The organism is Kocuria tytonicola (assembly GCF_003687455.1).
GTDB lineage: Bacteria > Actinomycetota > Actinomycetes > Actinomycetales > Micrococcaceae > Kocuria > Kocuria tytonicola.
Window position 1 is genome coordinate 1 of record NZ_PHOA01000167.1, and the last position, 2617, is coordinate 2617.

Genomic DNA, 2617 nt, shown 5'->3' on the forward strand with positions numbered 1-2617 from the left:
GCCCCGACCAAGCCGGGCAAGGGCACGGCCACCGGTGCCGGGGTCGGCAGCGGCGGCTAGCGGCCCGCCCGTTCCCGGGCAACCCGAGCACGTGCCAGGCCCCGGAGCCGCACCCTCGGTGCCACGCCCCGGTGCTCCTCGACCGGCCGGGGTGTCACCAGAGCAGTGCGGGCACCAGCCGTTCCTGATCCGTGAGGGACCCGTGCTGACCCACCATGGCCAGGGGTCGCGTGCCCTGCCGTGAGACGTCGTAGAGAGCGAGCTCCTCACGCGCGAGCACCCAGACGTCCCCCGCACGGTGGAGCAGTTGCGGATCGGGTGCCGCACCGAAGTACCCGTCCTGCGCGAGGTCCGCGCGGGTGAGCACCCACACGGCGTCCCCGAAGCGGGCACGCCACGCGGCGGCCACACCCTCGGGATCGACGCCCGGGGACACGTGCAGCTGCACCGCCCGGGGTTCGCCCGCGGTGTGCCGCACGCCCGACAGCAGCGCGGGATCGGCGCTCACGTCCACCCTGTGCTCCTGCGCCACATCCACCATGCCGTGGTCCGCGGTGAGCAGCACCCTGGTGTTGGTGGGAAGCCGTGACACGAGCCGCCTGACGGCGGAGTCCAGCTCCTCCAGGGCGTGCAGCCACGCGTCCGAGCGCCAGCCCTCACGGTGCCCGGTCTTGTCGAGCTCGTCCCAGTAGAAGTAGACGAGCCCCCTGCGGCCCTCCGTGAGCTGCTCCAGGGTTCGCGCCGTGCGCGCGTGCACCCCCTGAGCCCCCACGAAGCGGCCTCCGCGCAGGGCCGCTCGGGTCAGCGCCGAGGACTCGAACCGGGGTGCGCTCACCGTGGCGGCGGCCACGTGCGGCGCCGAGCGCTCCAGCACCGTGGGCCGCTGCTGCCACGCGAGCGGGTCCAGGTCCGCGGGCCACTGCCCGAGCATGTTGACCACGCGGTCCCGCTCCGGGTCCAGGACCTCGTAGCCCAGCATCCCGTGCCGCCCAGGCGGTTCACCGGTGCCGAGGCACGAGAGGGAGACGGACGTGGTGGAGGGGAACGCGGCGTCGAGCTCCCCGAGGGACTCGGCGCCGCGCAGCGTGGGGGCGTAGCCGCCGACCTCGCGTAGCAGCCGGGAGCCGAGCCCGTCCACGAGCACCACCACGTAGCGCTGGGCGGAGGGCAGGCTCAGCGCGTTGCACTCGCCCGGAACCCCCACCGCGGCGGCCGCCGAGGAGAGCACCTCCGCGATGCTGCGCGTGCCGTAGCGCGGGGGCGCGGGCAGCGCGGGGGCGGCCGCCGCGTCGTCGGAACTCACGAGGTGCGCCCCGCGTCCCGGCCGTTGTGCCGGTGCCCGAAGCGTGTGCGGGGTGCCGCGGCGTCCTTGCGCGCCGGGGCCTGGTGGACGGGCGTCGGGGCGATCTGCGCCCCCGCGTCCGTGAGCGGCGCCACGTTGGCCCGCCGCAGGGTCCGGGCGAACTCGCGGGCGCCCTCCACGGCGTCCCGGCCGTCCGCCTCCGAGCTGATGCGCATGACCACGTCCTCGCTCGCGGCGGTGCCCGTGTAGCCGTGGTCCGCCTGGCACTCGGGGTCCTCGCACATGGCCGGGTACAGCTCGAGCTGCTGGGTCCCGGTCCAGCTCACCGCGAGGTTCAGCTCCATGATGGCAGTACCCGGTTCGTAGTTCTGCGGCTGGTGGTAGGCATAGCTGAGGGTCACCGAGCGGATCTGGGAGATGGGGACCGTCTCGGTGGACACGCGCGCCACGGCGTCCGCGCCGGTCTCGTCGAAGCTCTGGTCGTCCACGTGCGTGATGTGCAGGACGTCCTCGGCGAGCACCAGCGCGGTGATGTGGCGGTGCAGCTCCGTGTTGGTGAAGTGGGTCTCCAGCTGCACGAGGTGGGACACGGGACGCCTGCCGTCCAGGGAGTCCTTGACCACGTCCGAGACGAGCTGGGGGTAGAACCCGGCCTTTTCGATGTCCTGGATCAGCCGGGAACCATCGGGTGCTGAGTAAGTCATGGCGCCATTGTCCTCCACCGCGCCGCCCTGAGCACACCCCGCACCTCGTGGGTCACTGCATGACCTCCGGCCGGAGGGGTCGCAGGATCACGGGGTGACGACGCACGAGACGGTTCCGTCCTCCAGCTGCGTGCACACGGGTGTGCCCTCCGGGGCGGGCGTGGTGGCGTCCTCGGAGGGCGTTGCCCGTGGTGCCGGCCCACTCGGCGCAGCAGACTCCGGGCCACCCGGGGCCACACCGCCGGACCAGTTCGCCAGCACGGGCCCCAGCCACACGTAGCCCGCCACGAGGGCCAGTGCCGCGAGCGCCAGGGCCGCCAGCCACCACGGCCACCGCGCGCGCCCACGACGCCCCGGCTCCCGACGGCGCGTTGTCCCGTTCCCGGGCGTCGCCCCATCGGTGGTGCCCCCCGCAACGGAGCCGTCCGTTCCACCGTCACCGGTGGCCGAGATGCGCACGGTCCGCTCCCCCGGTGGGATCGCCTCGTCGGAGGAACGGTGCGGATGCGGGGAGTCGACGGGGCCCGCGGTCGTGGTCGGGGGCTGCCGCGTGGTGATCTCCCCCGGGTGCTCCGGGTGGGACTGCCTCTCCACGCGAGCGGGGGCGGAG

Annotated in this window: 2 protein-coding genes and 1 pseudogene; all 3 read right to left on the bottom strand. The window is 74.1% G+C overall.

All coding sequences use genetic code 11. The features are described 5' to 3' along the window. Window positions 1-154: 154 nt before the first annotated feature. A complete protein-coding gene (locus CWC38_RS11500; protein WP_165860414.1) occupies window positions 155-1303 on the bottom strand; it encodes an alkaline phosphatase family protein in 1149 nt (382 codons plus the stop codon). Beyond that, window positions 1300-2007 carry a DUF5998 family protein gene (locus tag CWC38_RS11505; RefSeq protein ID WP_165860415.1) on the bottom strand — a complete coding sequence of 236 codons (708 nt, stop codon included), beginning with the start codon at window positions 2005-2007 and terminating at the stop codon, window positions 1300-1302. The genes CWC38_RS11500 and CWC38_RS11505 overlap by 4 nt, the downstream gene beginning before the upstream one ends. Before the next feature lie 87 nt (window positions 2008-2094). Continuing rightward, window positions 2095-2617, bottom strand: a pseudogene (locus CWC38_RS11510) (hypothetical protein); the annotation flags it as partial.

Coding starts and splice junctions, on each gene's coding strand:
- CWC38_RS11505 (WP_165860415.1), bottom strand. CDS start 2,007: ATGACTTACTCAGCACCCGATGGTTCCCGGCTGATCCAGGACATCGAA.